Origin of the sequence: Sulfurovum sp. NBC37-1 (assembly GCF_000010345.1) — a bacterium.
Lineage (GTDB): Bacteria > Campylobacterota > Campylobacteria > Campylobacterales > Sulfurovaceae > Sulfurovum.
In genome coordinates, this window is sequence record NC_009663.1 from 1,552,248 (window position 1) to 1,577,815 (window position 25,568).

Sequence of the window (25,568 nt, forward strand, 5' to 3'; positions counted from 1 at the left end):
ACACTTTGTCATATTTTTAGTGAAGTATACATTTCCACGCTGAGCGTGGGAACGAGAAAAAAGGAAAAAAGATGGGAATTGGTTCAAATTTAATGGTAGAGTTACAAGAGCAAGAAATAGAAGAACAAAATTATCAAAATATTGTTGATGAAGCAGCACATTATGTTGTTAATGAAAAAATGTCAAGAGAAGAAGCCTTTGCTAAGGCAAAAAATTTGCACGAGCAAAGACAAGATAAAGATAACTATGTAGTTATAGATGAAGAAACGATGGAAGTAGAATATTTACAACCTGAGTTAAAAGAACCAGTCTTTCAGAAAACTAAGCTGCTTGAAGCAGTTTCAAATGAGTTATTTACACAGTTCGAGTAAAGATTTATAACAAAACAGAGTAGCCAATAAATTACCTAGCGGCAATTTATTGGCTATCTTCGACCGTTAACTGACAAAAAAGGATATCCCATACTACCAAAATATAAAGAGATAATGGAGTTATTAAAAAAAGGCTCTACTTTAGAAGCACAAGAACAAATTATGAGTCTCAGAGAGGGTGCGTTAGAGCTTCAAGAAGAGAATCAAGAATTAAAATCTAAAGTTAGAGAGCTTGAAGAAAAACTTCAGAAAAATGCAGATTGGAGTATCGAAAAAAATAGATATACGCTTGTGAGTCCTTGGGGTGGCCCTGCACAAGCATATGCTTTAAAACAATCAGATTCCAATGGAGAAGAACCACATTTATTATGTTCAAACTGTTTTAATAATTCAAAAAAAGCTATTTTAAACCCTGCAAAAAAAGATCGATGGGTAATTATGGTTTGTCCAATATGTAATTCATCTATAGACACTGGGTATCGAGAAGTGGGAGCTACTTCATATGCAGAAGAATACATAAAAAGCAGTTAACAAATACGAGGAGACCAATAGTTTACCCTAGCGGGAAAACTATTGCTCACGATGACCGTTAGGAGACAACATAAATTGTATAGCGAAAGATTAACATTTTTTATTGATATTCTCGGATTTAAAGATATAATTGAAGAATCAACAACAAATCCAAAATTGGTAGAGTCATTATTTGAAGCTTTAACTTCTGTAACATCAGAAAATTTAAAGCTCAATGCTTGTGGCAATATTAATCATGAAAAAATTCCTGAAGAAGAAAAAGATAAAGTTTTAGAAATTATGAAAATTTATTCTGACACCCTTGTAAAGAAATTTGATATTAAAGCTACTCAATTCTCTGACTGTTTGGTTTTTTCAGTTCCTGTTGAAAATGAAATAGCCTGTTTTACTATATTTGAAGCTGTTGCAAAATTGATGATTGCATTACATACAAATTTTAATTTGTTATTAAGAGGAGGTATTGCTATGGGACAAATATGTCATATAGAATCAGGACCTCTATTTGGACCCGCTTTAGTTGAAGCATATGAACTTGAATCTAAAGAAGCTACTTACCCTATGATTCTGCTGAGTAACAATGTTGCTAAAGGTATTTTAAGAACACAAATGCATGAATTTATGCTTTCTCTTTTTCAAGAAAAAGAAAATAAACTATATATGAGTTTAGCAACTGCTTACTATTACTTAATTTATCATAGTACAGTATTCAACAAAAAACAATTAAAAAAAGACTTTTTTATATCTAAAGATATTATTTCAAAACAGATTGATGCAGTTGATAACCAGAGGGTAAAAGAAAAATATAAATGGTTGTATTCAGAAATGGAAGATATGAAAACTAAAATCTCCTAACAAAACGTAGCAACAAATATATGTTACCACAGCCGATTTCCTCTCGTTTGTACTTTGTAAGTGGGAACACATATCCCCCTATACCACAAATGGGAACATACACACTCCCACGCTCAGCATGGAAGCGAGAAACAAGATAAATCAAACCGTTTTAAAAATGCTCAGTCCAGAGTACACACTGGCATGATCTGCCTATAAAATAATCACCTAATCCCCCATTTTCACCCAAAATTTGACTATAATAATTCTAGGGCACCTCTAATAACCCTAAATACTTATAATGGGTTTTGCAAATGTGAGATTTTGCAAGAGGCTTTCAAGTCCTAGCCAAAGCTAAGATGAAGTAAGCATCTTGTGAAAGATCGCGTTTGCAAAGCCCACCCTGTGGGCATCACTAGCTTTCGCCTATGCGTTGTTACTCTTTTTCGACTTAGCTAGGGCTAGGCCTTCAAAAGAGTGCCTAGCCTAGACAAAAGCTAGAGATGTTATGAGTATCTAGGGTTTTTAGAAGTGCCCTCTATACAAAACAACGAGGAACCCCATGAGTCTCATAGACAAAGCAAAAAACTTTCTAGGCTTCGACATCAAAGAAGACAAATACGCCCTCGTCGATGACCCCATCTTCGGAAAAGTGGCCAAAGCCAAAGCTCCGGACAAATGGGTACGTTCTACCTGTGGGTACTGCGGTGTGGGCTGCGGAATGTACATCGGTGTCAAGAACGGAGAAGCGGTCTACTCCAAAGGCAATCCTCTTCATCCGGTCAATATGGGAACACTTTGCCCCAAAGGCTTGAGCGAACACAAAATGGTACGTGCCGACAACCGTATTGCTACACCGCTCATTCGCAAAGAGGGGCAACTGCAATCTGTTTCATGGAAAGAGGCTTTTAGTAAGACTTCTGAAACATTCAAGCGCATTCAGTCTGAACACAGGAAAGGTGCTGTTGCCGTCATTTCAACAGGACAGCTGCTTACCGAAGAGTTCTATGCGCTGGGAAAATTTACCCAGTTGGGGCTTGAGACCAATAACTATGACGGGAACACCACACTTTGCATGGCATCTGCCGTAATGGGATACAAGCAGACTTTCGGCTCTGACGGACCTATCGGATGCTATGAGGATTTTTCCAAAGCGGATGTCATTCTGCTCATAGGGGCGAATATCGCCGATAATCACCCCATTTTGAAACTGCATATTGCAAAGAACAAAAAAGAGACAGGCAAAAAACCAACCATCATCGTTGTTGATCCGAGAAAATCCAAGACCTCACAGATGGCAGACATCTTCGTACCGCTTGCACCGCGTTCCGACCTGGCTCTACTGAACGGGCTCTGCTACATCATCATGGAACAGGGCTGGGAAGACGAAAAGTTCATCAAAGAACGGACCAACGGATACAAAGCATTCAAAAAACACATCATGAACAATTATCCGCCTCAGGAAGTAGCCCATATCACGGGTATCGATGTCAAAGAGCTCTACAACCTGGCCAAGATCTATGCCACGGCGGAGAGAGCGATGAGTGCCTGGACAATGGGCGTGAACCAGAGCAGTATCGGGACCGATACGGTTTCGGCCATCTGCAACCTGGCGCTCATCACCGGGAATCTGGGCAAGGAGGGAGGTGCCCCTATGTCCATCACCGGACAGTGCAACGCTATGGGTACACGTGAGTTTGGTTTCACCTCATCCATCCCGGGCTACAGAAACTATGCAAGTGATGCAGACAGACAGGCTTTTGCAGACATTGTCAATGTGCCTGTGGATCTTGTGCCTGACAAAAGAGGATATGCCTACCCGCAGATCATCGATGCGATCAACCGTGGGGAGATCAAAGCCCTCTGGGTCGTTGCAACCAACCCGCTGGTCTCTTACCCGGATCAGAATGGACTGAGAGAAGCACTTAAAAAGCTTGACCTGCTTGTCGTACAGGATGCCTTTATGTCCGACACAGCCCAGATCGCCGATGTGGTCTTTGCCGCAGCGACATGGAGTGAAAAAGAGGGATGCTATACCAACTCCGAGCGCAGATGCAACTATGCAAAGAAAGCGATAGAACCTCTGGGTGAGACCAAAAGCGATCTAGATATTGTCAGAGAATTCTCCAAATACTTCGAAGGTAAATACGAGCTGCTTTTCAAAGACCTTCACAGTCCCAGAGATGTCTTTGAAGAGATCAAAAGAGTCAGTAAAGGACAGCTGTGTGATTACAGCGGTATGAGCTATGAGCTCATCGAAGAACTCGGCGGCATACAGTGGCCGTGCAACGACAAAGCCCCCAAAGGCACCAAACGCCTCTACTCCGAAGAGATGCCCTGCCCCACACCTGACGGTACGGCGAACCTCCTTCCTGTGGACTGGGTACCGCTGAGTGAAATACAGTGCAAAGGTCTTCCTTTTATTCTCAATACCGGAAGAACTGTAGAGCAGTTCCACACAAGAACAAAAACCGGAACTATCGGTATACTTGACAACCTGGCTCCTGAAGCCTGGGTCGACATGAACCCCAAAGATGCCGCCCGTCTTAAAGTAAAAAGCGGTGACAGGATCTCACTCTCCGGAACACGCGGTAAAGTGAATGACGTTATTGTAAAAGTAAGCGGTACGGTAAGAGAAGGCAACATTTTCGTACCTTTCCATTTCAATGAACAACTTATCAACAACATTACCATACCGGAGTTTGATCCCAAATCTTTTGAACCCAACTATAAACAGTGTGCAGTGCAACTTCACTCACAGGCAGTTCCGGAAGGCATGGCATACGAAGAAAGAGAAATATCAGGCTACCTTGAAGGCATCAATATCTCAAAAGATAAACATATGCAGGAAGAGAAATCTCCAATGATGGGCAATACCGATAAATAGGATTCGATATCTTCTGTGGTGTTTCCTAATCAAAAAAAGGATATTATTTTTCATGAAATTCATTATTCCGCTTCTCTTTTCAACACTGCTGTTCGCGTTGAACCCCGATCCGAACCTGCTGCGTTATCAGCATAGGTACAGTTTGTGTCATGGAAAAACAAACTACCAGATAGTACAATGTCTTGTCAACGGCAATCTTGACTACTCAAGATTCAGAGGTGAACGCTTTCCGAGAAAAAAGATCAGCAGCAAGGCGATCCAGGAAGCGGAACAGTACGGCGACCTCTTCGAATATACCATGCAGTTACTGCCACAGAGCAGACGCTACATAGAGCTTAGACGCTATATTGACTACCTCTATTCCATTCGGGATGTTTACACACCACCCCTGTTCAGAGGAAATGAAGTTGAAGATATTATGCGAATCAAAGCAATCTTCAGGCTTCTTGGGATAGCAGATCTTCCGGATGACCCGTATATAACGGATTCCTTTATTGAAGCGGTCAAAGAGTACCAAAGAAGACATGGTCTGGAAGTGGACGGGAAGATCGGCCCACAGACCAGGCGAAGCATGAAGCAGCCTATCTCTTCCATCATCAGGAAGGTCAAAAAGAACCTAGTGCTTAAAAGTATCGTTCACGAAAAGCCCGCTACCTATGTGTTGGTCAACATACCCGAATTCGCTATGCACTACTACGAGAACGGCTGGCCTGCACTGAACATGAAGGTCGTGGTGGGAAAGCCAAAGATGAGAACCCCGGTTTTCCACAGGAACATGCAGTACATCGTGGAAAATCCGAGATGGAACGTACCACCGTCCATTTACGCCAAAGAGTATGCCAACAAGTCGGAAAGCTACTTAAGAAAAAAGGGCCTGTTCTACAACAGTGACGGAAAACTCTATCAGAGACCCGGAAGGCGAAATTCGCTGGGACTGGTCAAATTCCTTTTCCCCAACAGATTTAATGTCTATATGCACGATACTCCCTCAAAGTATCTCTTCAAACGATACAGAAGGGCATATTCCCATGGCTGCATCAGACTTGAAAAGCCTTTTGCCCTATTGAATAAACTTGGCTATACCTACAGACCGGGTAAGACCAGATGGATTACGCTCAAGCATACCATTCCCGTCTATGTCGAGTACCATACTGTCTGGGTGGATGACAACGGCATCGTGCAGTTCAGGCCTGATATCTACGGTTACGAAAGAAAACTCTTTCCCCACACTTCCCGGAAGTGGTGAGTTTACTCCCACCTTTGATGGACCGCAGTTATAAAGTTGTATTTCCAGAAACTCCTCTTACCGGAACAATCCAAGTAACTTCTGCCATACAGAGCGGCGTTTCCGCATCTCTCTGTAATATTCTTTCTCCGTTGTCAACTTTCTCTCTGCCTCATTCAAATAGCTTGACAGCCTCTTTTTTGCCTCTACTGTCTGTACAGGCCTGAAATCACTTCGCATCCAGCACCTTCTCTATCTCATGCATGGCATCTTCGTTCTTGAGCCTGAACTTGATCTCGATACGTCTGGAAGCATCCTTGTCTTCCACGCCGTTGACCTTGATAGCGTCGAGATAGGAGCGTCCCGAAGCGATCATCAACGGCTGAAGGTTGTATTTTTTGGCAAAGTCAAGTGTCAAGAGGTAGTGCATGACAGCAAAGGCCCGCCTTTGCGACAGGTCCAGGTTGTACAGGTAGCCACCGTCACTGTCGGTATGCCCTTCGATGATGATCTTGTCAAGATGCGGTTTAATCTTCGGGTTTGTCACCAGTGTGCCGATATATTCTTCGAATGCTTTTTTCAGCTGAGCCTTGGCCTCATCTTTGAGCACAGCGCTCCCCTTGTCGAAGAGAATATTCGACGAGAGCCTGAGCGAACCGCTCTTTTTGTCGATATCTATTTTGTCTCCCAAAGCTTCTTTCAGTGCCGCAATCACTTTGAGCTTGATACCTGTAAGCGATTTGATCTTGGCTTTCTGTTTCTGAAGGTTCTCTACCAGTGTGTCATACTTCGTCTCTTTTTCATCGAGCGCATTGAGCAGTTCCAGCAGTTTCTTGTCCTTCTCCTGCACAGTCTCGTTCACATCACTGAGCTGATCCGAGAGCACAACGATCTGCCCTTTGTACTGCTCAAGTATTTTGTTGCGCTCTTCCAGGCTCATTTTGGTCTTGTTGAGTGTACTGTTGTTCTCTTTGAGCAGATTTTGTACCAGAACGATCTTTTTGCTGAGCAGGTCCTGTTGTGTATTGGCAGCCAGCAGCATACGGTTGAGCTTTTTGATCTCATCTTCTCTGAGTTTGAGTGTATGCAGATGCTCTTTGATCTGCTCTTTATCCTGCTTGATATTCTCATCTTTCTGTTTTAAGAGCATTTTACTCTCTTGAAGATTTTTTTCTGTTACATCAAGCCTTTTTTTCTTGTTCATTAGAAGTATCATGTTCTCTTTAAGTCGTTTCTGCGTATCATCAAGCTTTTCCTCTTTGCTCTCCAGATTGGCGGAGATCAAGGCAAGACGGTCCTCTTTTTCGTGCAGATCACTTTTGAGAATAATGGATTTGGAGACGATGGCACCGATAAGCAGGATGAAGACAAAGAGCAGGCCAGCCATCAGGTCGGCATAGGAGATCCAGAAGTTGCTGCCTTCGTCTGTGGATTTTTTTCTAAACATCCGCTTACTTCTTACCCTCGTTGATCGTATCGAGATTCTTCAGTATCAGCTGATTCTGTTCAGAAAGAAGTTTGGCAAAAGAGCCAAGCTGATCAACGATCTGCCCTACTTCAGCGTCTATCTTGTCAAAAGTATGGTCCACAGTACCGTCAAAACGCTCCATTGTGCGTTGAAGGTTTCTGGCATTTTCGTTAAAGCCTTCAATGTTCTCTTTAATCGTAGAGACAGCATTGACACTCTCCCTTCTGTCCTGTACCTTGTCAAGCGTCGTTCTCAGCTCTACGGAAGCATTGTGCATCTGCTGAGTCAGCTCATTGAAACTCTGAGAAGTTTCGTTCATAATGGTTGTGAAATTCTTCAGGTACTGTTCGTTCAGCTCGCGGATGAAATCCATATTGAAGGTCTCTTTGAGCGTTTTGACGATCTCCTGGTCTTTGAGTTCGCTCTGCATATGTTCATGCTTGATGAGTTCCGCTTTTTTCCAGACACGGGTATCGTAGAGTTTTTCAAGATCATGCAGGTTCTTGTCAACCTTGCTGTTTCCCCGTTTCTCGAAATAGGTCCAGATCAGAGAAAGCGCAATCCCGTAGATGGAAGCGTAGAATGCCGTACCGATACCCGAAAGCAGTATCGAGATCTCCTGGTCGAGAGACTCAAGGTCTTTTACCGTAAAGTCAGGCATGGAAATGGCAATGGCGATGAAGGTACCCAAAATACCCAGCATCGGGAAAACAGAGGGAGCGACACGCGCAAAATTGTCGTTACGGATATCTTTATAATACTCCGTCATAAAATCCTTGACATGCAGCGTCGATTTGGTCTTTCCCATAATGGTCAGCGCATTGGCCCTGAGCTCATGCTGCAACTGATCTTCCATTCGTCTGAAGGAACCTCTCATATGACAGGCGGCATAGTTGGCATTGTGACGTACAAATGCGACAAAGACCACAAAAATGAATGAGATGATGATCAGCGTATGTATCTCAACCTTAAACGGGATGATCCCTATATAGCCAAGAACAAGCCCTAGCAAAAAAAGCAGCGGCAGAAGAATGATCACAAAAGCATTTGCAAAGCAGGAGCTATTGTTAGAATTGTCAAGTTGCATAAAATATCCTGTAATAGATTAGGGCACCTCTAATAACCCTAGATGCCCATTATGAATAATAGTATATCAAAACTCTTTAAATGGAATGTTAATTATCACCTGTCAAAGCAAGAACCTCGCCAAAAGGCACTTCTCTCTCTTCTGGCATCACCCACAGAACATCATACCCCGGTGCAGTCTGGGGGAAGGTTCCCATACCGTCCGTAAAATAAAGCAGCAAAGTCGGGTAATCGATGTAGTTGTCAATATACTCGAACACCGGACGAAAATCGGTCCCTCCTCCTCCGCTGACCTTGTACTCCAGGGATTCTCCGGGCAGGAAAACCCTGTGTGACTGGATCTTTGCATCTGCCGTGATCAGGTCTATCTCATAGTTTGGGTAGCTCTGCATCACGGAGTTCACTTCCCCCAGAAAGGTTCCCAATAGTACCTCATCGACGGAACCGGATGTATCCACAGCAATGATGATGCGCAGAAGGTCCGAACTCAGACTTGGCAAATAGATACCGCGATAGAGGTATTTCATATTTGGTGGTACGAACGAGTAACTGCTTTTGGCATAGGAAGCGATGTACCGGTAAAGCATTTCACGCCAGTCGACCTTGTGGAAGAAATACTCCGGTACCACGAACTTCAGGTCTTTGGGTAAATTTCCCTGCCGTTTGTGCTTTTGGAATATCTGTTCGAACAGCTCCTGCAGTTCCGCTTCATCCATCTCCATCTCTGCCGCTTCACTCTCTTGCAGGGATGCCTGTTGGGGAGTAGTATCAGGGGTACGGTCATTTCCACTGTTCTCACCTTTTCCCTGTTGTTCTTTGGCGTCTTCGGACAGTTCATCTTCTGCCGTCGCTTCGGCTTCGTCACGTGTATCGTTGGTGATCATCTCGTCTTTGAGAACATCGTAGATCTCTTCGGCATACATCCCCTCAAAACGTTCATCATAATAGACATAGGGTGGCAATTCAAAACCATTCTTTACCAGCATGGAATTGACCACCAGGTCGATCGCCGCCTGCCAAACACGTCCGACACGTTCATTCACCCGTTCACTGTGTTTCAGGACAACATGCATCGCACCATTCGCCAGGGCGAATTCTATCTCTTCAAGCGACGTTTTTTCAAAGTACTCATGATTGTAACGCAACTGTTTCCCGTCACTGGTAAAGGTAAGCACTTCCTGTGTATCTTCAATCTTCAATGCCGTAGCCACAGATCCGATATAGGGATGTTCCAGCATCAGTTTTACTTTGGCTTTTTCGAGTTTCTCTTTGTGGTCCATAGAGGCGATTATATCAAAGTTTATTGCATATCATGTTACACTGTTGTTGACTTTATCCCGGATTATGCATTAGAATTACTTGAAGTCTGCCAAACGCTTGTGCTGTGGGTATTTGCGGAAAATTTGAGGTGCACCCGCAGGTGCATTGATGGTTTCTCCGTAAGTGCCCACGGTGCAATGGTTTGCGTAGCGTTCTGTAATCTCTAATGCATAATCCGGGTTTATGGTGCTGTGAGGGCACAGCACCCTACGTGGTAGGCATAAAAATGATCTTAATTCTTAACCACGCGCGTAGGGTGCCGTCCCCTGACGACACCATTTATAAGTCCGGATCTCACACTACAATACAATATGGGGAGTCAAGTATGGTCTATTACGGTTATGAACAGTTTGTGGAAGATGTCAAAAAACTGGTAAGGCTTACAGCAGAGTACAACCCCGATACCATCATCGCTATTGCACGAGGCGGATGGACACTGGGGCATGCTTATGCTTCCGCTACGGACAATCGACAGCTCATGAGTATCAACTCCATTCTCTATGAAGGTGATCAAAAAGGCAAACAGTGCAAAGTTTTCAATATCCCTGAACTGGATAAAGCAAAAAAAGTGTTACTGATGGACGACATTGTTGACAGTGGGGAGACCATGAAAGAAGTTTTAAACCATTTAAAAAACAAGTTTCCTCATATCGAATTCAGGATTGCTTCGATTTACTATAAAAAAACTGCTGTAATTCAGCCCGATTACGTACTGTATAAGACAGATGAATGGATCGAATTTTTTTGGGAAAAGGACTATCTGTCGGACTAAGCGAATGTGTGTACTTCCGTTTCCCTTCCAGTTTGCAGGAACAAACAGACAGAATCTGCAATCAGCATTTGTGAGACTGAAGTCTTCACCTCCAGGCATATTGCACGAAACCCTAAACTACTTTTAGCTATAATCGCGGCATTATAACTACATAGGATTTTTGATGAGAACACATTATTGTGCTGACGTAAATGAACAACATATCGGTGAAACTGTCACCGTAGCCGGTTGGGTTGCCAGCCGTAGAGACCATGGCGGGGTTATTTTTATCGACCTCAGAGACAAAGACGAAGTTTTTCAGCTTGTCTGCGACCCGGCAGATAATGCCGATGCACACAAGATCGCTGAAGAAGTCAGGGACCAGTTCGTTTTGATCGCTACGGGCAAGGTCCGTGCCAGAGGCGAAGGCCTCGAGAACCCGAACCTCAAGACAGGTAAGGTCGAAATGGTGGTGGACTCCCTGACCATTGAGAACCGTTCCAAACCGATGCCTTTCGAACTCAATGACGAGAAAGTGAACGAAGAGATCAAACTCAAATATCGCTACCTCGAGCTTAGAACACAAAAAGCATACGATACTTTCAAACTTCGTTCCAAAGCGACCATAGCAACCAGAAATGCCCTCGATGAACTCGGCTTCCTTGAAGTGGAGACTCCTATCCTCACCAAGTCGACACCTGAAGGGGCAAGAGACTACCTTGTACCAAGCCGTGTGCATGGTGGCGAGTTCTATGCTCTGCCACAGTCCCCACAGCTTTTCAAGCAGCTTCTGATGGTTGGCGGATTCGACCGTTATTTTCAGATTGCAAAATGTTTCAGAGATGAAGACCTCAGAGCCGACAGACAGCCGGAGTTCACCCAGATAGACGTCGAAATGTCTTTCTGTGACCAGGAAGACGTCATTACCGTTGCGGAAAAACTCATTTCCGATGTCTTTATCAAATGCGGTTTTGACGTACCGACAAAATTCAACCGTATGACACATAGCGAAGCCATGGAAAAGTACGGTTCAGACAAGCCGGATATGCGTTATGACCTTGCCATGGTGGATGTCATCGATATCTTCGAGAGATGTGACAACGAGATATTCTCAGGCATTGCAAAAATGCCTAAAAAGAACCGTATCAAGGCACTCAGAGTACCCAAAGGCGACGAGATCTTCTCCAAACGCCAGATGAAGGGCTTTGAGGATTATGTACGCAAATTCGGCGCACAGGGGCTGGGCTATTTCCAGATGAAAGAAGACGGACTCAAAGGGCCACTGACCAAATTCTTCACGGAAGACGACATCCAGGCGATCATCGACAGATGTGGCCTTGAAGTTGGTGATGCAGTCTTCTTCGGTGCCGGTGAGAAAAAACTGGTCTGGGACTACATGGGCCGTTTCCGTATCTACCTGGCAGAAACCATGGATATTATCCCTGAAGATACATTCGAGTTCCTCTGGGTTATGGATTTTCCTATGTTCGAAGTTGAAGACGGAAAGGTCAAAGCGCTTCACCACCCGTTCACACAGCCGAAATCGCTTGATTTCAATGATATCGAAGAGATAGAATCGATCGCCTACGATGTGGTCCTTAACGGTACGGAACTTGGCGGAGGGTCCATTCGTATCCACAAAGAGGATGTGCAGGAAGAGGTCTTCAAACTTCTCGGTATCAGCGAAGAAGAAGCACAGAGCAAATTCGGCTTCCTGCTTGATGCGCTCAAGTTCGGTGCACCACCGCACGGTGGTTTCGCACTTGGCCTTGACAGGATGATCATGATCATGACAGGTGCCAGCAGCATCAGGGATGTCATCGCTTTCCCTAAAACGCAAAAAGCCCAGTGTCTACTTACACAGGCGCCAAGCGAAGTGGACAATGAACAGCTGAAAGAGCTCAGCATCCGTGTCAGACAGGCTGCACCTACAGCATAATATACCAAAAAAGGAACAGACATGAAAAAACTATTTTTGATCATCGGAGCACCCGGCTCCGGAAAAACAACAGATGCCAGCATCATTGCAGAAAAACATCCTGACAGGATCGTTCACTACTCGACAGGCGATATGCTCAGAGAAGAAGTAGCAAGCGGTTCGGAACTTGGCAAGACCATTGAGAGCTACATTGCCAAAGGTGCACTGGTACCGCTGAACATCATCATAGACACTATCGTTTCTGCGATCAAGCATGCACCAGTCGATACCATTCTCATTGACGGTTATCCAAGAAGTGAAGAGCAGATGACCGCCTTTGACGAGCTTGTCAGCAAAGAAGACGATATCGATCTTGTTTCTGTCATCGAAGTACGAGTCAGCGAAGAAGTAGCCAGAGAGAGAATTCTCGGACGTAGAGCGGAAGCGGCTCCGGGCGAAGAGAGAAGCGACGACAGCGAAGAGGTATTCAACGACAGAATGAAGATCTACACCGATCCGTTAGGAGCCATCCAGAGATTCTACACGGATAAAGGCCTTCTTACCATTATCAACGGAGAAAGAACACTCGATGAAGTGGTTGACGAAATGGAGAAATTCGTACTCAGCAAGATCTGATCTTATTTCTTCTTTGAGCGGTGCGTGGTTACGCACCCTCCCTCCCCCTACATTCTTCCAATAATTTTCTTTACATTTACATGTTTTACCACTATTTTCATAGACTCAAATAATAAGTATTATTCTTTTAATTTATATTAAAATAAAAATAATAAATATACTTGACATTAATTTATTATTAAACTATACTACTTGAAATCAAACAAATACTTCAAGGAAAATGATGAAAAAAAGTAACCTAAACCTACTTGGAACCGGTATTGCACTGTCACTTGTGACTTCAACTCTTCTACATGCTACGAATGGAGATACACTTATTGGTCTCGGTGCCAAAGCAAGAGGTATGGGTGGAGTCGGTATTGCTGTAACTCATGGTGCAGAATCCGGGTTGGCAAACCCCGCACTTATTACAACTGTTGAAAAAACTGAAATCTCTTTTGGTGGTACAGTCTTCATGCCGGACATCAAAACACAGCTGAATACAAATCCAATGGCACCACTCCCTCCTCAAGCAAAAATGACATCTGATGCAGATATGAACCTTATCCCGGAAGTTTCTCTTGCCAGTAAGATTACTGAAAACTTTTATATAGGTGTCGGTATGTGGGGAACCGGTGGTATGGGTACAGACTACAGTCAGGGTCCTGGTCTCAATCAGACTATCATGAGTGGACAGTTTTCAAACTTCAATATGGTAACTAACCTTCAACTTATGCAGTTTGCAGTTCCTCTTGCCTACAAAATAGAAGGTTTGAGTATTGCCATAGCACCGATTATCATGTATGGTAACCTTGATATCAGCTATACGCTTCCATCTCCATTTGCTCCACCTCCATACCCTACTATTGGTGCAGGATTGGCACAGGATTTTGGTTTTGGTTATAACCTTGGTGCAACTTATGATTTTTCTAATGGACTTGTCCTTGGTGCAGTTTATAAATCAAAAATAGATATGGAATATACAAACCAGCTTAGTACTGCAACAAAACCTTTTGGGATACAGCTACCGGACGGTAATCATCTGGAGCAGCCAGCCGAGTTTGGTGTAGGTATTGCCTATTCCATGGGGCAACATACTTTTGCATTCGATTATAAGAAAATTCAATGGTCAGATGCTAAAGGATATAAAGATTTTCAATGGGAAGATCAAAATGTTTACGCATTCGGTTATGAATATGCGCAGGATAATTGGGCTCTGAGAGCAGGTTACAATTACTCATCCAGTGCTGTGGTAGAAACCATTAACCCTGCAATGAATATGTTTAACCTCCTTGGGTTCCCTGCTACAGAAGAGCAACACTATACAATAGGTGGAACGTATGCTTTCAATGATCAATTCTCTATGGATCTGGCTTATGTATATGCTGCAGAGAATACTGAAACATTTGATGTAAGTGCATTAGGAATGGGTATAGATTCTGTTACTACTGATCACTCAGAGAATTCTGTCTCTATCCAACTTAATTATACATTTTAAAAACAGTGTACCAAACTCCGGTTTGGTACAAAACCTTTTCCCTTTCTTCCCATTTTTACCAAATCAGCTAAAACTTTACCCTTCTCTCTTTCATTCTTAAGTGGCTTAGTGTAAAATATAAATATAACTTATTTCATTAAAACAATTTAATAAATAAAGGTGTATTATGAAAAAATCTTTTTTAGCCGCTTTTCTCCTTGTTTCTCTTCCTACTGTGACACTTCTTGCCAATACCATCAATATTACCGGTACGATCGTTTCTGATAATCAGAAATACATCGGTGCACGCTATATGGGTTATGTCAAAGAAGTCTTTGTGAACATCGGGGACAGGGTCAAAAGAGAGGACGATCTCTTTAAAATGGACTCGGCTGAGTTTGACATTCTCAAGGAACAGGCGAACCTCGCACTTGAACAGGCAGAGATCCTGACTGATGTCTACCGAAGCAAACTCGATGAAATACGTCGAAACAAAGCCCTGCTTTCAAGGAACAAGAACAGCACATTCAATTTTGAAGATATGAACGAAAATCTTTCGATAACTGCAGAACATACATCATCGATGCTCAAAGCCATGAAAGCGATCGTCAAAAGCGCTTCACAGAAAGCGAAAGAGGTGAGTATCATTTCCCATTACCTGGAGGTCAAGGCCCCAAGCAACGGGATTATCGTCCAGAAAAATCTGCATGTGGGAGATATGGTCATGCCCGGTTTCCCCGTCATGGTCCTGGTCGATCTCGATCATCCTGAAATAGAAGCCCAGGTCTCTGAAAGTGACCTGCTCAAGATAAATAAAGGAGATTTTGTCAAGTTCACTATCCCATCCATCCGATATCATGGAAGAGGACGCATCAAGTCCATCGTACCGAGTGCCAACCCTATGACACATACATTTACCATTCGCATCAAATTCAAGAAAGACAGTGAAAAGATCTATCCCGGTATGTATGCCAAGATAGAGATAGAGTATGACCCCACAGTGTATGAACAGAATTTTGCTTCTTCAGACTAAAAGTTCTCTTTCCTGCGATGGAAGCTAAAAAAATTTTGTTCCTGGAAGTGATGCTTTAGCTTCACCGAAACATTTCCCAAAGCTAAAGCATCGGCTTTTGAAAAAGACACTGCCCCATTGCCATCCTGAACGTGATTCAGGATCCCTTGAGTAACTTCCTGCTCTAAGAGATTCTGAAACGAATTCAGAACGATGTACAGATATGGGCACCTCTATTTATCCTTGTCACAATCTTTTTTATGCTTTTCGGGAAAGAGGATTGTTCTGAGATTGTCCGTCAGTACACAGAGATGTTCATCTTCATCGAACTCTTCACCCTCCCCGCACTTGTTGCCTGCATGAGGGTCCATCGCTTTGGCATTGTCCATCAATACAGGAATGAAGAAGAGTGCTACAAGTGTCGCGGCAATACTTCCAAAGATAAGCGCGATCCCCAGTCCTCCGAAGATCGGGTCTGTTGAAAGCAGCAGGGAACCCAGTATGATCGCAACGGCGGTCATTAGGATCGGTTTGGCTCTGGTCGCCGTGGCAATGGCAATGGCGCGTTTCTTCTCATGACCTTCCTGCATCAATGATTTGGAGAAATCGATCAGCAGCAGTGAACCGCGTGCAGAGATCCCCATAAGCGAAATGAAACCGATGAGAGAAGTCGCGGTCAGGAAGAAGTGAGTATCGGTAATAGCCAGAGAGATCTTGTCCGTCACCCAGTGCCCGACGATCACTCCGATGATCGAAAGAAAACTGCCCGCCAGTACAATCCCGCTGAGTGCGAACGATTTATAATACACGACCATCAGCAGAAACATCAGTATCAATGCCGCAATAAAGGCACCTCCCAGATCCCTGAAGGTATCGAGTGAAACTTTCATCTCTCCATCCCAGCGTATCAGTATCTCTTCACCTGTCAGTTTGTCTTTTGCTTTGAGATCGAACATATAAGTGGTGATACCTGGTACTTTTTCTATATAGTATTGGTCCTTCAGGACTTTAAGCATTTTGTCGCGGGCATCAAGCAGAGGATAGACCTGTGAGACCATATCGCATTCTGCCGTGATGATCGCCATATTTTTCAAGTCTTTCCTGAAGATCGTAGGACTGGAGTCAACCTCTTTGATATCCACTACTTCAGTCACCGGGACCATCATTCCTTTCCGGTTCATCAGCCGCAGGCTTGAAAGCTTGTTCTTCAGCGTCCTTTTGCTCTCACCGTCGATCATACGGGAATCTTTGTTCAGGCGCAGAAAGATCGGTATCTGATCCTGCTGATTCTTGGTATTTTTCTCAGCGACCGGCATTCCCTTGAATGCAAGGTAAATGATCTTGTTGACCTGGTCTACGCTCAGGGCACTGCGTATGATCTTTTCTTTATTGGGAGAAAGCATATAGGTCTTGTAAATATCATCCATCATAATATCTACATCTACCAGTCCCTCGGTCCGGGAAAGTATCTGCGAGACTTTCCCGGCCATTTTGCGCAGCTGTCTATCACTCTTTGCGTAAAGCTCCACTACGACCGTAGCCAGCGTCGGAGGTCCGGAAGGCATTTCGATGAACCGGATACTGGTTGAAGGTAGCAGAGATCCGCAGACTTTTTGTATCTTAGGGCGCAAACGGTGAACCATCATGAACGAAGGCTCGTCACGTTTGTGCTTGTCTGTCAGGTTGACCACCACTTCCGCCTGGTTCTGAAAACGCTTGAATGCACTTCCTTTAACCAGGCCAGCATAGTCAAGTGGTGCCCCCTGCCCCAAAAAAACTTCCATGTCGGTTATTTCAGGCTCTTTTTCCAGTTCACTGACAACACACTGGGCCACCTGCCGTGTTTCTTTGATGGACGCATTGGTCGCCGTATCTATATAGACCGTCAGCGTATTGGCACTTTTACCCGGCAGCATTTTTGCCAATACAAGTTTGGTAGGGATCATCATGACCGACCCCATCAACGCAAGAAGTACCAGGCCTATGACGATCCATTTGTTACGTCTGCTATCGAGGATACGGTAGAGGAAATGCTCAAATTTCATTTGCCTTCCTCATCTTTGCCTGTTACATCTTCTTCTAGGGCATCCCCATGCTCTTTTTTATGATGCGCATGTACCTCAGCTTTGATCTTCTTGAAGTTGATGAATTTCCTCGCCATATAGGGGGCAAAGACATAGGCGACGAAAAGAGATACGGCAAGTCCTACCGGGACATTGAGCGGTATGGGCTTCATAAACTGCCCCATCATCCCTCCGACGAATGCCATGGGCACCATCGTCAGGATAATGGCGATAGTGGCAATGTTGGTCGACGGACCTATCTCGTCGGTCGCCTGTACGATGATCTCGTCTACACTTTTCTTCTCTATGTCCAGATGCAGACGCCTGTGGATATTTTCGATCACAATGATGGCATCATCAACGATAAGCCCCAGAGAAAGCAGAAATGCAAAGAGTGTAATACGGTTGATGGTCTGATCGGTTATCTGCGCGATAAAGAGCGTCGCAGCGAGGATCATCGGAACAGCAATGGTAACGACCATCGACTCCCTCCACCCAAGGAAAGGAATCAGGATCAGCATAATGATAAAAATGGTGATCTCCAGGTGATGGACCAGTTCATTGACCGCCTCATCCGCCCGAACACCATAGTTCCGCGTAATGATAAATCCTACACCGGCATTGTTCAGTTTCTCTTTGGCTTCCTGTATCTTCTCTATCGCCTCTTTCGCGATGTAGACGGCATTGGTTCCCTTCAGTTTCGATACGGTCAGCGTGATCTGGTCTGTCAAACCTCTGAAACTGACCGGGGCATGTTCTTTTTCTTCACTACTCTCCTCTTTTTCCTCGTGTTCTCTGACAGCTTCGGGGTCCTTGTCCATCCCTTTTTGATAGGTGATAAGGGATTCCTGAAAATTCTGGATATCATAATTGTATTCAACATCCGCAATATTCTTCAGATAAATCGGTGATCCCATATACTGGGCGATGATCAGTTCTTTGAGGTCATCGATGGTATCGATGGCATTCTCCACACCGAAGACGACCAGTTTGCCTTTCTTGTTAATGGTATCGATCATCGGTGCATTGGTAGAGATGGACTTGATCGCCTGCGCGACCTGGCCAAGTGATATATGATAGGCAGAAAGCTTGCTTAGGTCTATAAGTACATTGAATTGCGGGCGTTTAACTCCTTTGAGTGTGGTCTTCGATACATTATCAAGTGCATTGATCTCCTGCTGCAGTTCACGGATAGTCTGATAGAGTTCAACCACATTGGGCTGAACATTGGGCAGCTGATAAAAGGCTGCAGTAAGTATGGGGATATCGATATCGATATCGAAAGGCTTTACCAGCGGGGGCATAGTCCCTTTGGGAAGCTGGTCCATGTTCTGCATGACTTTGTCATAGAGTTTAAGGTTGGAAGATTCACGGTCCTCTCCGATGAAATACTGCACATTCACGATCCCGAAATTGTTCATGGCAGTGCCATAGACGTGCTCCACCCCCTTGATCTCACGAATACGCCGCTCCAGAGGTTTAACCACGACATTAAGCACCTCTTTGGGGGAAGCACCCGGCAAAGCGACCATGACCGCACCGCCGCTCACCTCGATCTGCGGGTCTTCTTCTCTGGGCATCGTCTGTAAAGAGACGAATCCAAGCAGTAAAATGGCTATAGCCAGTATAGGGGTAAGCGGATTACTTAAAAACGCTTTCGACATATGTCCGGCAATATTCTTTATCTTGTAAACTTCCATAAATTCATTATATCTTTATTAATTTATAAGTATAAATTTAATTTATCAAATAGGATAAATTTGATCAGATTGTATCTATAGTTAACATCTCCTCCAACGTCACTTTGACATTCCTCCCCAAAGCATTCACATCATACCCGCCTTCCAGAAAAAAGAGGTACGGCACATCGGCACTTTTCAAAATGAGGCGTACGATCTTTTGTATCCCATCTGTCGTCACATTGAGCTGTGCCAGAGGATCACTCTCATGCAGGTCATACCCGGCAGAAACCAGTATGATGTCAGGCTGGAACGCGGAGACATAAGGGGGAAGGTCATTTTCATAGATATCAAGCAGTTCTTCGTCACCGCTATCGGGCATCACGAGAAAATTTGCTGTATACCCCTCTCCTTTTCCAGCTCCTCTCTCCTTCTCCATGCCTGTACCGGGGTAGGCAAAAGCCTGATGAGATGAGAAGTAGAAAACGCTGTCATCATCATAAAAAGTGTCCTGCGTTCCATTGCCGTGATGCACATCGAAATCGATAATCATCACTTTTTTGTACCCCTGCTGCTGTGCATAGCGTGCAGTAATAGCTATGTTGTTAAAGAGACAGAAACCCATAGCATGCTCGGGCCTGGCATGATGGCCGGGAGGACGCACGGCACAGAAGGCACGTTCGAATTCTCCCTTTTTAATGCCGTCCACTGCAACGATCCCTGCACCTACAGCTTTTCTCGCGGCCTCGTAAGAGTGTTCACTGCAGATGGTATCTGAATCGATGGATCTGTTTTGTTGACTTGCTTCACGCACAGTCTCTATATGTTCAGGAGTATGCACCAGTTCAAGTACCTTTTCTGAGACAGATATGGGCGAAACATCTATCAGCCTCTTCTTCAGAGGCGCTACTGCTTTCTCTATTGCTTCCAGACGGTAGCGTGATTCAGGATGGGCGGTACCAGTATCATGCTCCAAATAGATCTCGTCGGTAATATAGGCTACTTTCATAAAAGAGCCTTTTTTAAGGCTTCTATCTCTTTCTGGAGCACTTTCACTTCTGCTTCAAGTTGTGAAACACGTGTTTCAAGTTCAATCTCTTCTTTTTTATGAGATCCGATGGTCTCTGTTTCTTTCAGCGTATCAACTTCATGTTCATCCGCGATGATGTAGACCTTCTCTTTTCCCTCTTCCGTAACGGTTTCGCTTTTCAATTTCCCGCTTTTGACCAGCTTGACAACATTGAAAAGGCTCAATTTGTGTTTCACTGCATAGGCTTTCATTGTCATCTTTTCCACTATATATCCTTTTAAATGGTTAGTTTACACTATTTTGATATAATTTGTCTATTATCACATAAGGACATACCCATGAAAACAAATTTCTTAAAAACACTACTGCTTCTAACGTTATTTCTTGGTACTGCATTGCATGCGGACTTCATCAATCAGCCAAAAGAAATTATAGATGCCAATGCCAATGCAGCCATCCAACAGTTTTATAAAGATGTTAAAGGGGGCGAAGCCTTTCTCTCAAAAGTAAAAGGTTATCTTGTGTTCCCCTCCGTTGTCAAAGCCGGTTTTGTTGTCGGAGGAAAATACGGTGAAGGCGTACTGCGTGTCGACGGAAAGAGTGTTGGTTACTACAGCATTGCAGCTGGCTCCGTAGGATTCCAGCTTGGTGCACAAAAAGCTTCCTACATCATAGCCTTCGTTACACAGGATGCACTGGACAAATTTATGAAAAGCAATGGCTGGGAAGCCGGTGTGGACGGTGCGATCACCGTTGCTAAATGGGGTGCAGGTACCGATATCAGTACGATCAGCTATCAGAACCCTATCTATGCTTTTGTATTTGGGGAAAAAGGTTTGATGTACAATCTTAACCTGGAAGGTACGAAGTTCACAAAGCTTAATCGTTAAACCGTTCTTTTGATTGATCCTACACAATTGTTCACACCGGCAAAGTAGTACGGTGTGCTGCCTATGGTCTATCAAAATCTGAAAAAGCTCATATAGCACAATGATTCAAGTCCCTGCATGTTCGCGAACACATTGGCTATGCTTCATCTTTTCCTCGGCATCAAAATTAAACACTTAACGATATAATGCCTCATGCATAATAATCCAGACAGCTCTTTTCGCAACACACACCCTTTAACACTTCTGGAACTAAGTTCCGATACCTCCATTGTTAAAACAAAGAAGGTCTGCAACGCTAAAAACGATCTCTCCCTGGAGTTGCTTTTTCTAATCGCCTGCTGCCAGACAGAACCATCTCAAAATGACATCGATACCATTCGCTCTTTCCTGAACGCGGAACACTTAACACTGCACACTTTGATCAGCCTTGCCAATCAACATGGTATTCTGCCCTTAATCTACAAAACCCTCTCTTCTCTTAATGCTGAACTCTTAACGCTTAACACTTTTCTCTCTGAGCTGAAAGCACGCTATATGAGTATTTCCAAACGCAACATGTTCATGTCAGCAGAACTTATCCACATTATGACACTTTTTGAAAAGAACCATATCGACATGCTGGCCTTCAAAGGACCGGCACTTGCAAAGTCAGCCTATGGAGATATCACTCTCAGACAGTTCGGTGATCTTGATATTCTGGTCAAACCCAAAGATCTTCCGAAGATCATGGAATGCATGCTTTCAGAAGGGTATGTGCCCGATGTCAAAATCCCACCAAAGGAGTCTGCCTACTATTATACACTGCTGACAACCATCGGATTTGACAAACGGCCAAACAATATGCGTATAGAGATCCACTGGGAACTTCTTTCGCAGAACTATGCGGTCGCATGGAAGAGCACAACGTTATGGCAGTGTACAGATGAAGTGGAGATCAACCACCGCAACATCCCAGCTATGGCTTTCGAGAAGCAGCTGATCTATCTCTGCCTGCATGGGAGCAAACATCTGTTCGAACGTATCGAGTGGATCTGCGACATCGACCGTTCTGTCCGGATGCAGGAAAAGATAGACTGGCATTATATTATCACGACATCCAAAGAGCTTGGTGTTTTTCGTATGCTGCTTTTGGGACTTTCTTTGGCATCAGACCTCATCGGCCTTTCTCTTCCCAAAGAGATCACACAGGCCATCCGGAAAGACAGCACGCTACCAGGCCTGAAAAAAAAGATCGTTTCATCCTACTCAGCAAAGCATGGAAAAAATACTGTCGACCGCAGCTATTTTTTTACCGTGATGCAGATGAGAGAGCATCCTTCAGACCGTTTACGGTTTGCCTGGCAAGCTCTTTTTGCCACACAGTTCAATGATATCAACTATATTCGACTCCCCCGATATCTGTATTTTCTTTACCCACTTGTTCGGCTTTACCGCCTTGTCGAAAAATACTTCACAAAAAAGTAATTATCTCTTTTTAGATTTCAGTATTTTTTCGACTGTATCAAGGTATTTCCGGTTTACCACGGTTTCATCGAACTCCTGCTGCACCTTTTTTCTCCCCTCTTGTCCCATCCATTCCCGTTCTTCTTGGGAGAGCGCGAGCATTTTCATCATCTGTTCTGCCAGATCATCCGCATTTTTCGCTTCGCATAAAAAACCGTTCACACCATCTTCAAGTACTTCCCTGCACCCGGGTACATCCGAAGCAATAAGTGGTTTTACCATACTTGCCGCTTCAAGCAACACCTGCGATATCCCTTCCCTGTAGGAAGGTAGTACCACGCAGTCCGCTTTGGCAATGACTGAGGGAACATCATCACTCGTTCCAAGATAGCTTATCACACCTTCTTCTGTCCATGCTTGCATCTCTTTTTCCGTTATCGCCGTAGGGTTTCCGGGGTAGAAGGCACCCAAAATACAGAACTCAATCTTGAGCTCTTGCCCTTGGGGTACTGAATGCTGGATGCCAATTTGTCTCGCTGCTTCTACAAATTCCTCTATCCCTTTGTCTCTAAGCAGTCTTGCAATGAAAAGGAACCGTACTGTATCCCTCTTGTTTTTAGACAAACGCAGTTTGAATTTCTCCGTATCGATACCCGAACCAGGGATCAGCTCGGCTTTACCTGCATCGACCAGCCCGGAATCCACAAAAAGGTCTCGGTCGGCCTGGTTCAGGTAAAAGACTTTTTCGGGCACTTTCAGTGCTATTTTGTAAAGCATCTTCCCTGCTTTTGAAGCAAGATTGTCACTCAAAAAGATCGTTCCCAGTCCCGTAACACTGCTGATCGCAGGTATCTTCAGCAGGCCTGCCGCCATGGAACCGTAGACATTAGGCTTAATGGTATAGTGCAGGATCACATCAGGCTCAAGTGCTTTGTAGAGCCGGTAGAATGCTGCAACCAGCTTCATGTCTTCAAGCGGGTTCGTTCCCTTGCTGTTGATCTTCACATCATGGAACGCAACCCCCTCTTCTTCCAGCTTTTGTGAGTAGTCATCCCTGGGTGCCAGCACTTCAACCCTCCAGCCTTCTTCCTGAAGCATTTTAACCAAAGAAAGATGAAAATTGTAAACAAACCATGAGGTATTGCTTACAATAGCTATGGTTTTATTTTGCATTTTTTCACTACTTTCCAAATTCATTTTATGTAAACCTTGTACAAATTATACGGTATTTTCAATACTTCAATCATAGCATATTTTCTTGCCGTTTCATTCCTGTAGTAATGTTCCCTGTCCCACCACTTGACACCGCTTCCGGCAAAATGCAGAGTGATGGTTTTATCTCCCATAATAGTGTTCAAAAGACTGAAACGCCTGCTATGGGGTGGATCGGTCACGATCAAGGCACTTCTGTAGCCTCTCTCTTTCATGAATGCATGCAGGTAACGCACCTCATCTTTTATCGACCGCAGTTCAGGTGCATAAACAAAGGCAATATAATGTTTTTTTCAGCATTTATTTTTCCCTAAAGGGCCGATAATGGCTTTCATCGGCCAGTGCAAGCATGGCTTTGTCCCCTCCACTATCTCCATATGCATAGATATAGTCATATTCATCAAGATCATAGATCTCTTTTATTCGTCGAACTTTTTCCTCTCCATGACAGTTTTTTGTCGCAAATTTCCCCGTAAGCTTTCCATCTTTCATTTCCAGCTGCGTTGAAACAAGTGTAATGTCCTGTTTGTGACACCATGCTTCAAGCCAGCAGGCCATCGATGCCGACACGATCACAACCCTGTGTCCCTTTTCCTGGTGCCATCTGACCTTTTCCATGGCCTGCCTGCGAATAATGGAATCGATTTGTTCCAACGAATACGCTTCGGCAAGTCTGGAAAACCGTTCGACATCCCATCCTTTGAAGAAACACCCTAACAACTTCTCTTTGGCTATATAGTTTGGAATGAGTTTTAGTGTATATGCCGTCAGCATTGGGCTTAGTTTCAGCAATCCCATGTAATAAGCCGGCTTGCCTACGGCAAACTGGATGAATTTAATGAGACTGTCGTCGGTGGTAATGGTACCATCAAAATCAAAAAATGCTATTTGAATACTATTCTTCCTTCCATGCAGTTGCAACTTTCATTAACTTTTTAGATAAAAAAAACTTTTTTAGTTTTTAAGTTCAAATACTCATCCCCTTAAATTTCCACTCTGGAATAGCTTTGATAATCATCATAATGTATTTCCATATCCACTTCGTATAAAGTATATTCTTACCTTTTTGCTGTGCACTGAAGATATCCTGTGCCACTTCCTCTGGTTGAGCCGTCAACTTTTCAGGCAGGTCCAACTCTTCCGTCATCTTCGTCGCCACAAATCCGGGCTTGACGGTAAGCACCTGCACCTGAGTCTCATAAAGTCTGTTTCTTAACCCCGAAAGGTAAGCAGTAAGCGCTGCTTTGGCGGAGCCGTAGATGTAGTTACTCTTACGTCCACGATCGCCGGCAACGGACGAGATACCTACCATGAACCCGCTTCTTCTCTTTTCAAAGTCATCAGCAATAATATTAAACAGACTTACAACACCTGTATAGTTGGTGTCGACGATCTTCTTTGCTTCAGTGAAATCACTCTGAGCCTTCTGCTGGTCTCCAAGGTAGCCTACAGCCGAGATGACACCAAGAGGCTTTTCTTCAAGGTTCTCATAAAAAGCCTGATGGCTTTTGTAATCCAAAATATCCAACTCTACAAGATTTACATCTCTTTGCGTTCTGGTAACGACATCTTGTGCGAAATCTGTCAGCTTTTCCACATCTCTTGCAGCAAGATACAGGTCATACCCATTCTTTGCATACTCCCTCGCACATGCTCTGGCAATATCACTCTTAGCACCCACTATCAATACATAACTCATATTATATTCTCCCTCTTTCATTCAACATTAAACATTGCCCAACGGAAATGCCTTTAGGTG

The 25,568-nt window shown here is 44.1% G+C and carries 24 protein-coding genes; 12 read left to right on the top strand and 12 right to left on the bottom strand.

The genetic code is table 11. The features are described 5' to 3' along the window. The first annotated feature begins 71 nt into the window (after window positions 1-71). The 5 genes from SUN_RS07755 (at window position 72) to SUN_RS13090 (ending at window position 5,866) form a co-directional block, all read left to right on the top strand. On the top strand, window positions 72-371 hold the full coding sequence (locus tag SUN_RS07755; protein WP_012083250.1) for a hypothetical protein: 300 nt from the start codon (window positions 72-74) through the stop codon (window positions 369-371). A 114-nt stretch (window positions 372-485) separates the two neighbouring features. Next, complete coding sequence (locus SUN_RS13085) at window positions 486-902, top strand: hypothetical protein (RefSeq protein WP_012083251.1); 417 nt, start codon at window positions 486-488, stop codon at window positions 900-902. 75 nt (window positions 903-977) lie between these two features. Further along, on the top strand, window positions 978-1,754 hold the full coding sequence (locus SUN_RS07765; protein ID WP_012083252.1) for a hypothetical protein: 777 nt from the start codon (window positions 978-980) through the stop codon (window positions 1,752-1,754). 541 nt (window positions 1,755-2,295) lie between these two features. Next, on the top strand, window positions 2,296-4,620 hold the full coding sequence (locus SUN_RS07770; protein ID WP_012083253.1) for a molybdopterin oxidoreductase family protein: 2,325 nt from the start codon (window positions 2,296-2,298) through the stop codon (window positions 4,618-4,620). A gap of 52 nt (window positions 4,621-4,672) precedes the next feature. Next, entirely contained in the window at window positions 4,673-5,866 is a 1,194-nt protein-coding gene (locus SUN_RS13090) for a L,D-transpeptidase family protein (protein WP_012083254.1), read from the top strand. A 57-nt stretch (window positions 5,867-5,923) separates the two neighbouring features. Here the strand turns inward: SUN_RS13090 and SUN_RS13600 are convergent, their stop codons facing one another. The 4 genes from SUN_RS13600 to SUN_RS07790 all read right to left on the bottom strand — a co-directional run bounded on the left by SUN_RS13600 (window position 5,924) and on the right by SUN_RS07790 (window position 9,679). Continuing rightward, window positions 5,924-6,085 carry a hypothetical protein gene (locus tag SUN_RS13600; protein ID WP_158298187.1) on the bottom strand — a complete coding sequence of 54 codons (162 nt, stop codon included), beginning with the start codon at window positions 6,083-6,085 and terminating at the stop codon, window positions 5,924-5,926. After that, the gene (locus tag SUN_RS07780; RefSeq protein WP_012083255.1) at window positions 6,075-7,292 is read right to left on the bottom strand and encodes an OmpA family protein; all 1,218 of its coding nucleotides are present in this window, start codon (window positions 7,290-7,292) and stop codon (window positions 6,075-6,077) included. Before SUN_RS07780 ends, SUN_RS13600 begins: the two co-directional genes overlap by 11 nt. A gap of 4 nt (window positions 7,293-7,296) precedes the next feature. After that, window positions 7,297-8,400 (bottom strand): MotA/TolQ/ExbB proton channel family protein, encoded by a 1,104-nt coding sequence (locus SUN_RS07785; protein WP_012083256.1) that lies wholly within the window; start codon window positions 8,398-8,400, stop codon window positions 7,297-7,299. A gap of 88 nt (window positions 8,401-8,488) precedes the next feature. After that, complete coding sequence (locus tag SUN_RS07790; protein ID WP_012083257.1) at window positions 8,489-9,679, bottom strand: vWA domain-containing protein; 1,191 nt, start codon at window positions 9,677-9,679, stop codon at window positions 8,489-8,491. 365 nt (window positions 9,680-10,044) lie between these two features. Here SUN_RS07790 and SUN_RS07795 point away from each other — a divergent pair, with 365 nt between their 5' ends. The 5 genes from SUN_RS07795 to SUN_RS07815 all read left to right on the top strand — a co-directional run bounded on the left by SUN_RS07795 (window position 10,045) and on the right by SUN_RS07815 (window position 15,513). Continuing rightward, window positions 10,045-10,491, top strand: coding sequence for a phosphoribosyltransferase (locus SUN_RS07795; RefSeq protein WP_012083258.1), 447 nt, complete (start codon window positions 10,045-10,047; stop codon window positions 10,489-10,491). A gap of 163 nt (window positions 10,492-10,654) precedes the next feature. Continuing rightward, the gene (gene aspS, locus SUN_RS07800) at window positions 10,655-12,409 is read left to right on the top strand and encodes an aspartate--tRNA ligase (RefSeq protein ID WP_012083259.1); all 1,755 of its coding nucleotides are present in this window, start codon (window positions 10,655-10,657) and stop codon (window positions 12,407-12,409) included. Window positions 12,410-12,430: 21 nt separating this feature from the next. Then, window positions 12,431-13,024 (top strand): adenylate kinase, encoded by a 594-nt coding sequence (locus SUN_RS07805; protein ID WP_012083260.1) that lies wholly within the window; start codon window positions 12,431-12,433, stop codon window positions 13,022-13,024. 223 nt (window positions 13,025-13,247) lie between these two features. Next, on the top strand, window positions 13,248-14,501 hold the full coding sequence (locus SUN_RS07810; RefSeq protein ID WP_012083261.1) for an OmpP1/FadL family transporter: 1,254 nt from the start codon (window positions 13,248-13,250) through the stop codon (window positions 14,499-14,501). 166 nt (window positions 14,502-14,667) lie between these two features. Further along, window positions 14,668-15,513 carry an efflux RND transporter periplasmic adaptor subunit gene (locus SUN_RS07815; RefSeq protein ID WP_012083262.1) on the top strand — a complete coding sequence of 282 codons (846 nt, stop codon included), beginning with the start codon at window positions 14,668-14,670 and terminating at the stop codon, window positions 15,511-15,513. Window positions 15,514-15,725: 212 nt separating this feature from the next. Here SUN_RS07815 and SUN_RS07820 read toward each other — a convergent pair whose 3' ends face one another. The 4 genes from SUN_RS07820 to SUN_RS07835 form a co-directional block, all read right to left on the bottom strand. Continuing rightward, entirely contained in the window at window positions 15,726-17,537 is a 1,812-nt protein-coding gene (locus SUN_RS07820) for an efflux RND transporter permease subunit (RefSeq protein ID WP_012083263.1), read from the bottom strand. Beyond that, window positions 17,534-19,255, bottom strand: coding sequence for an efflux RND transporter permease subunit (locus SUN_RS07825; RefSeq protein WP_012083264.1), 1,722 nt, complete (start codon window positions 19,253-19,255; stop codon window positions 17,534-17,536). Before SUN_RS07825 ends, SUN_RS07820 begins: the two co-directional genes overlap by 4 nt. A 64-nt stretch (window positions 19,256-19,319) precedes the next feature. Next, window positions 19,320-20,243 (bottom strand): histone deacetylase family protein, encoded by a 924-nt coding sequence (locus SUN_RS07830; RefSeq protein WP_012083265.1) that lies wholly within the window; start codon window positions 20,241-20,243, stop codon window positions 19,320-19,322. After that, the gene (locus SUN_RS07835; protein WP_012083266.1) at window positions 20,240-20,530 is read right to left on the bottom strand and encodes a hypothetical protein; all 291 of its coding nucleotides are present in this window, start codon (window positions 20,528-20,530) and stop codon (window positions 20,240-20,242) included. Before SUN_RS07835 ends, SUN_RS07830 begins: the two co-directional genes overlap by 4 nt. Before the next feature lie 72 nt (window positions 20,531-20,602). Here SUN_RS07835 and SUN_RS07840 point away from each other — a divergent pair, with 72 nt between their 5' ends. Both SUN_RS07840 and SUN_RS07845 read left to right on the top strand, forming a co-directional pair. Further along, on the top strand, window positions 20,603-21,154 hold the full coding sequence (locus SUN_RS07840; protein WP_012083267.1) for a YSC84-related protein: 552 nt from the start codon (window positions 20,603-20,605) through the stop codon (window positions 21,152-21,154). Window positions 21,155-21,346: 192 nt separating this feature from the next. Further along, the gene (locus SUN_RS07845) at window positions 21,347-22,618 is read left to right on the top strand and encodes a nucleotidyltransferase domain-containing protein (RefSeq protein ID WP_012083268.1); all 1,272 of its coding nucleotides are present in this window, start codon (window positions 21,347-21,349) and stop codon (window positions 22,616-22,618) included. On the opposite strand, the gene SUN_RS07850 is transcribed toward SUN_RS07845, so the two are convergent. The 4 genes from SUN_RS07850 to SUN_RS07865 form a co-directional block, all read right to left on the bottom strand. Next, window positions 22,619-23,794, bottom strand: a complete 1,176-nt coding sequence (locus SUN_RS07850; RefSeq protein ID WP_012083269.1) for a glycosyltransferase family 4 protein — start codon at window positions 23,792-23,794, stop codon at window positions 22,619-22,621. Beyond that, window positions 23,791-24,045, bottom strand: coding sequence for a hypothetical protein (locus SUN_RS07855; RefSeq protein ID WP_012083270.1), 255 nt, complete (start codon window positions 24,043-24,045; stop codon window positions 23,791-23,793). The genes SUN_RS07850 and SUN_RS07855 overlap by 4 nt, the downstream gene beginning before the upstream one ends. A 64-nt stretch (window positions 24,046-24,109) precedes the next feature. Beyond that, window positions 24,110-24,730 (bottom strand): HAD family hydrolase, encoded by a 621-nt coding sequence (locus tag SUN_RS07860; protein ID WP_012083271.1) that lies wholly within the window; start codon window positions 24,728-24,730, stop codon window positions 24,110-24,112. 46 nt (window positions 24,731-24,776) lie between these two features. Then, window positions 24,777-25,508: an SDR family oxidoreductase gene (locus SUN_RS07865; RefSeq protein ID WP_012083272.1), complete on the bottom strand. Its 732-nt coding sequence runs from the start codon at window positions 25,506-25,508 to the stop codon at window positions 24,777-24,779. Window positions 25,509-25,568: the final 60 nt, after the last annotated feature.